A 5,799-nucleotide genomic window follows, 5' to 3' on the forward strand; every position below is an offset into this window, starting at 1 on the left:
GCGGTCGCTGGGCCTGGACCCGTCGGCCTTCGCCGCCACGGCCGCCCGCCTGGGCGAGGACGGCAAGTCGCCGCTCTACGCCGCCATCGACGGCCGGCTGGCCGCGATCATCGCGGTGTCGGACCCGGTCAAGCCGTCGACGCCGGAGGCGATCCGCGCGCTGCACGCGCTGGGCCTCAAGGTCGCGATGGTCACCGGCGACAACCGCGCCACGGCCGAGGCCATCGCCCGGCGCCTCGGCATCGACGAGGTGGCCGCGGAGGTGCTGCCGGAGGGCAAGGTCGAGGCGGTGAAGCGGCTGGGCGCCGGCGGCCGGAAGGTGGCCTTCGTCGGCGACGGCATCAACGACGCGCCGGCCCTGGCCGCGGCCGATGTCGGCATCGCCATCGGCACCGGCACGGACATCGCCATCGAGAGCGCCGACTTGGTCCTGATGTCGGGCGACCTGCGCGGCGTGGCCAACGCCATCGCCCTGTCGCAGGCGACGATCCGCAACATCAAGCAGAACCTGTTCTGGGCCTTCGCCTACAACGCGGCGCTGATCCCGGTCGCCGCCGGCGCGCTGTACCCGGCCCAGGGCTGGCTGCTGTCGCCGATCCTGGCGGCCGGCGCCATGGCGCTGTCCAGCGTCTTCGTCCTGGCCAACGCCTTGCGCCTGCGCCGCTTCCGCGCGCCCTTGTCCGGGGAGACCCAGCCATGAATATCGGCCAGGCGGCCGCCGCCTCCGGCGTTTCCGCCAAGATGATCCGCTACTACGAATCGGTCGGGCTGACCCGGCCGGTGCTGCGCACCGAAGCCGGCTACCGGGTCTACAGCGACGACGACGTGCACACGCTGCGCTTCATCCGCCGGTCCCGCGACCTGGGCTTCTCGGTCGAGCAGATCGCCGGCCTGCTGGCGCTGTGGCACGACCGCGACCGGTCCAGCGCCGACGTGAAGCGGATCGCGCTGGGCCATGTCGCCGAGCTGGAGCGGAAGGTCGAGGGGCTGAAGCAGATGATCGGCACGCTGCGCCACCTCTCTTCCTGCTGCCATGGCGACGACCGGCCCGACTGCCCGATCCTCGACGACCTGGCGCTGGAGCCGCCGAAGCCGGCCCGCCGCGCACGCTCGGCCTGAGCACGAGCGGGCTCCTCCCGACCGCCCGTTGCGCGCCGGCTTGACCGGTCCGGGTCGTTGTGATCCAAATTGTCTGATTATAATAGCAATGTTGCCGGACCCGCGCGAAGCAGGCCCGGAAAACGGGAGGAACCCAATGAAGCGCCTCATTCTGGCGGGCCTCGCAGCCGCCGTCGCGTCGGTTCTCGCCATCGGCCCGGCCACCGCCGCCGACAAGACCATCGCCTTCGTCGTCAACGGCTCGTCCGATTTCTGGACCATCGCCCACAAGGGCACGGACAAGGCCGTCTCCGAGCTCAAGGGCTACAGCGTCGAGTTCAAGATCCCCGGCCAGTCCAGCGCCGCGGAGCAGCGCCAGATCGTCGAGGACATGCTGGCCCGCGGCGTCGCCGGCATCGGCATCAGCCCGGTCGATCCGGACAACGCCACCGCCCTGCTGAACAAGGCCGCCGGCCAGGTGCCGCTGTTCACCTTCGACAGCGACGCGCCGAAGAGCGACCGCCTGCTCTACATCGGCACCGACAACGTCGCCGCCGGCGTGCAGGCGGGCGAGCTGATCAAGAAGGCCCTGCCGGACGGCGGCAAGATCATGCTGTTCGTCGGCACGCTGGGCAACGCCAACGCCCGCGAGCGCGTCGACGGCATCAAGAAGGCGATCGCCGGCACCAAGATCGAGATCGTCGACATCCGCACCGACGACATCGACTTCGCCAAGGCCAAGCGCAATGTCGAGGACACGCTGACCAAGTATGACGACCTGGCGATGCTGGTCGGCCTCTACTCCTACAACACGCCGATCATCTACGACGCGATGAAGGCGGCCGGGAAGCTGGGCAAGATCAAGGTCGTCGGCTTCGACGAGGACCCGGTCACCCTGCGCGGCGTGCAGGAGGGCGTGATCGAGGGCACCGTGGTGCAGCAGCCCTACGAGTTCGGCTACCAGACGGTGAAGCTGCTGGCCCAGTACATCGAGGGCGACAAGTCCTTCATCCCGGCGGACCACCTGAAGATCATCCCGACCCGGCTGATCGACAGCAGCAACGTCGCCGATTTCCAGAAGACGATGAAGGAACTGCTGAAGAAGTAAGGCGGCGCGGCGGAGGCCCTCCGGCTTCCGCCGCCACCGTCGCCCCCAGGGAGCCGCCGATGACCGATGCCGTCCTCGCCATGGAGGGAATCTCCAAGACCTATCCCGGCGTGCAGGCGCTGAAGGATGTCAGCCTGTCCGTCGGCCACGGCGAGGTGGTCGGGCTGATCGGCGAGAACGGGGCCGGCAAGTCGACGCTGATGAAGATCCTGGGCGGGGTCGAGGCCCCGACCGCGGGCACCGTCACCGTCGGCGGCACCCGGCACGCGGCGCTGACGGTGCAGGAGGCGATCGCCGCCGGCATCGCCTTCGTGCACCAGGAGCTGAACCTCTTCGACAATCTCGACGTCGCCGCCAATGTCTTCATCGGGCGCGAGCCGCGGCGCTTCGGCCCGCTGAAGCTGGTCCACACCGCCCGGCTGCAAGCCGACACGCAGGGGCTGCTGGACCGGCTGGGCGTGGATTTCGGGCCGGCCACGCCGCTCGCCGAGCTGTCGATCGCCCAGCGCCAGATGGTGGAGATCGCCAAGGCGCTGTCGCTGAACGCCCGCATCATCATCATGGACGAGCCGACCTCGAGCCTGACCATCGCCGAGACGCAGACGCTGCTGCGCGTGGTCGGCGAGCTGAAGGCCGCCGGGGTGGCGATCATCTTCATCACCCACCGGCTGGGCGAGATCGAGGCCTGCGCCGACCGCGTGGTGTGCCTGCGCGACGGCCGGCTGGTCGGCGCGCTGGACCGCGACGAGATCCATCACGACCGCATGGTGCGGATGATGGTCGGCCGCGACCTGCGGGCGCTGTACATCCCGCCCGGCGTCGAGGCGCAGCCGGACGCGGTCGAGATCCGCGGCGTGCGCACCACGGCGTATCCGGAGCAGGAGGTGACGCTGTCGGTCGGCCGCGGCGAGATCCTGGGCCTGGCCGGGCTGGTCGGGTCCGGCCGCACCGAGCTGGCGCGCGCCGTGTTCGGCATCGACCGGATGCTGGCCGGCGAGATCCGGCTGGACGGCACGGCGCTGACCATCGGCACGCCCCGCGCGGCCATCGCCCAGGGGCTGTTCCTGGTGCCGGAGGACCGCAAGCGCAGCGGCCTGGTGCTGGACATGACCATCGCCGAGAACGTCACCCTCCCGGGCCTGCGGCAGGTCGCGAAGCGCTGGCTGATCGATGGCCGCGGCGAAACCAAGGAGGCCGAGGCCCAGCGCGAGCGGCTGCGCATCCGCGCGCCTTCGGTCACCACCACCGCGCTGAAGCTGTCCGGCGGCAACCAGCAGAAGATCGTGCTGGCGAAGTGGCTGGCGCTGCAGCCGCGCTTCCTGATCTTCGACGAGCCGACGCGCGGCATCGATGTCGGCGCCAAGTCCGAGATCTACCAGCTGATGCGCAACCTGGCCGACCGCGGCGTGCCGATCCTGATGATCTCCAGCGACATGGAGGAGGTGATCGGCGTCAGCGACCGCATCGCGGTGATGCATGAGGGCCGGATCGCCGGCACACTGAGCCGCGACCGGTTCAGCGAGCCGAACGTGATGCAGCTCGCCGTCGGCCGGCCGCTGGCGGCTTAGCTACCCCTTCGTGTCATTGCCGGGCTTGACCCGGCAATCCAGAGGGTGTCGACGCTCTCTGGATGCCCGGGTCAAGCCCGGGCATGACAACCAAAGAGAACGCAGAAGAGACGCGAACCGGGAGGACGTCTGATAGATGAGGAAGGAACTCGGGCTGGCGATCCTGATCCTGGTGATCGGCTGCGTCGTGGCGGTGCTGCAGCCGCGCTTCATCTCGGCGGTGAACCTGTACAACATGGCCAATCTGGTCGGGCTGTACGGGCTGTTCTCGATCGGCCAGGGGCTGGTGATCATCACCGCCGGCATCGAGCTGTCGGTCGGGTCGATGTTCGCGCTGATCGGCGTCGTCTTCGTCGATATGGTGGTGAACTGGGGCTGGTCCTGGCCGCTGGCCCTGGCCGCCGCCATCGCCATGGGCGGGGTGTTCGGCGCCATCCACGGCTTCCTGGTCGCCCGGGTCGGCATCCAGCCCTTCGTCGTCACCCTCTGTGCCCTGCTGATCTATCGCGGCGCCGCCCGCTACTACACCGACGACGCCACCGTCGGCTTCGGCTATGGCGGCGATTTCGACACGCTGGCGGATTTCGCCAACGGCCAGAGCTTCGGCATCCCCAACACCTTCCTGGCCATGGTCGTGGTCGCGCTGGTGATGTGGGTGGTGCTGCACCGTTCGGTGTTCGGCCGCTATCTCTTCGCCGTCGGCAAGAACGAGGAGGCGGCGCGCTACTCCGGCATCAGCACCCGCGCCGTGATCGCCTCGGCCTATGTCATCTGCGGGCTTCTCGCCGGCCTCGCGGCCGTGTTTCTCGCCTTCTACACGAACTCGATCCAGCCCTCGGCGCATGGCAATTTCTACGAGCTCTACGCCATCGCCGCGGCGGTGCTGGGCGGCTGCTCGCTGCGCGGCGGCGAGGGCTCGATCCTCGGCATCATCCTCGGCACCGTGCTGCTGCAGGTGCTGCAGAACCTGGTTAACCTGCTCGGCATCCCCTCCTCGCTCAACTTCGCGGTGATGGGCACGGTGATCCTGATCGGCGTGCTGGCCGACCAGCATCTGCAGAGGCTGCGCGCCGCCCGCCAGGCCCGCGCCGTGCCGGCCGGGACGAGCCCGGCGCCGGCGGTCGCGGGATCGTCACCGAAGCCGTGATATCTGACCGGACGGCGGCACCTGCTGAGGAAGTGAAATAAACTGTCATCCTCGGGCTTGACCCGAGAATCCAGGGGCTTTCAGAGCAGCCCTCGGTGGCCCCTGGATTGCCGGGTCAAGCCCGGCAATGACAGAAAGGGAGGACGCTCCCGTCTCCGAAGCCTGCATTCGGAGCCCTGCCGCCGGCCGGATTGACGGCCCCGCCCAGCCGCGCCTATCTTGCCGCCATGCGTCGCACCGCCTCCCTTCGCCTGCAACAAGCCCGCCCTCATCCGGCGGTCGCTGTCGCTTGCGCGCCCGGGACGGGGCCGCGGTCCTCCTGACCGCCGCCTGACGGCTCGACGCACGACGCCCCGCCCATCCGGCGGGTTTTCCATATCCGATCCTCGCCGGCCCTCTTGCCTTCGGAGAGCCCCGATGATCGACCCGCATTTGCTTCTCGCCTTCATCGCCACCGTCACCGTGATCATCCTGATCCCGGGGCCGAACGTGGCCCTGATCGTCGCCAACAGCGTCGCCTGGGGGCCGCGCACCGGCCTGCTGACCGTCGCCGGCACCAGCTCGGCCATGGTGCTGCAGCTCGGCCTCACCGCGCTGGGCATGGCCGAGGCGCTGGGCACCGCCGGCCACTGGTTCGCGACGCTGCGCTGGGTCGGCGTCGCCTATCTGGCCTGGCTCGGCATCTCCCACTGGCGGACGCCGCCGGCCGACCTGACCCATGTCGCGGCGCAGCCGAAATCCGCCCGCGCCATCTATGGCCGCGCCGTGCTGGTGTCGCTGACCAACCCGAAGACGCTGCTGTTCTACGGCGCCTTCTTCCCGCAGTTCGTCGACCCGGCGCGGCCGGCCGGCCCGCAGGTGGCGCTGCTGTCGGCGGT

The 5,799-nt window shown here is 69.5% G+C and carries 6 protein-coding genes; all 6 read left to right on the top strand.

Annotation, left to right across the window (positions count from 1 at the left end):
* On the top strand, positions 1 to 700 hold a 700-nt coding region (locus P409_RS24400; RefSeq protein ID WP_034844738.1), incomplete at its 5' end, for an HAD-IC family P-type ATPase.
* Positions 697 to 1,119: a Cu(I)-responsive transcriptional regulator gene (gene cueR / locus P409_RS24405; RefSeq protein WP_034844740.1), complete on the top strand. Its 423-nt coding sequence runs from the start codon at positions 697 to 699 to the stop codon at positions 1,117 to 1,119. The genes P409_RS24400 and cueR, both read left to right, overlap by 4 nt.
* Positions 1,120 to 1,255: 136 nt before the next feature.
* The gene (locus P409_RS24410) at positions 1,256 to 2,206 is read left to right on the top strand and encodes a sugar-binding protein (protein WP_034844741.1); all 951 of its coding nucleotides are present in this window, start codon (positions 1,256 to 1,258) and stop codon (positions 2,204 to 2,206) included.
* Positions 2,207 to 2,265: 59 nt separating this feature from the next.
* Positions 2,266 to 3,774, top strand: a complete 1,509-nt coding sequence (locus tag P409_RS24415; RefSeq protein WP_034844742.1) for a sugar ABC transporter ATP-binding protein — start codon at positions 2,266 to 2,268, stop codon at positions 3,772 to 3,774.
* 136 nt (positions 3,775 to 3,910) lie between these two features.
* Positions 3,911 to 4,921 (top strand): ABC transporter permease, encoded by a 1,011-nt coding sequence (locus tag P409_RS24420; RefSeq protein ID WP_034844743.1) that lies wholly within the window; start codon positions 3,911 to 3,913, stop codon positions 4,919 to 4,921.
* Between the two features lie 417 nt (positions 4,922 to 5,338).
* On the top strand, positions 5,339 to 5,799 hold a 461-nt coding region (locus P409_RS24425), incomplete at its 3' end, for a LysE family translocator (protein ID WP_034844744.1).

Source organism: Inquilinus limosus MP06, from assembly GCF_000767795.1.
GTDB classification, from domain to species: domain Bacteria; phylum Pseudomonadota; class Alphaproteobacteria; order DSM-16000; family Inquilinaceae; genus Inquilinus; species Inquilinus limosus_E.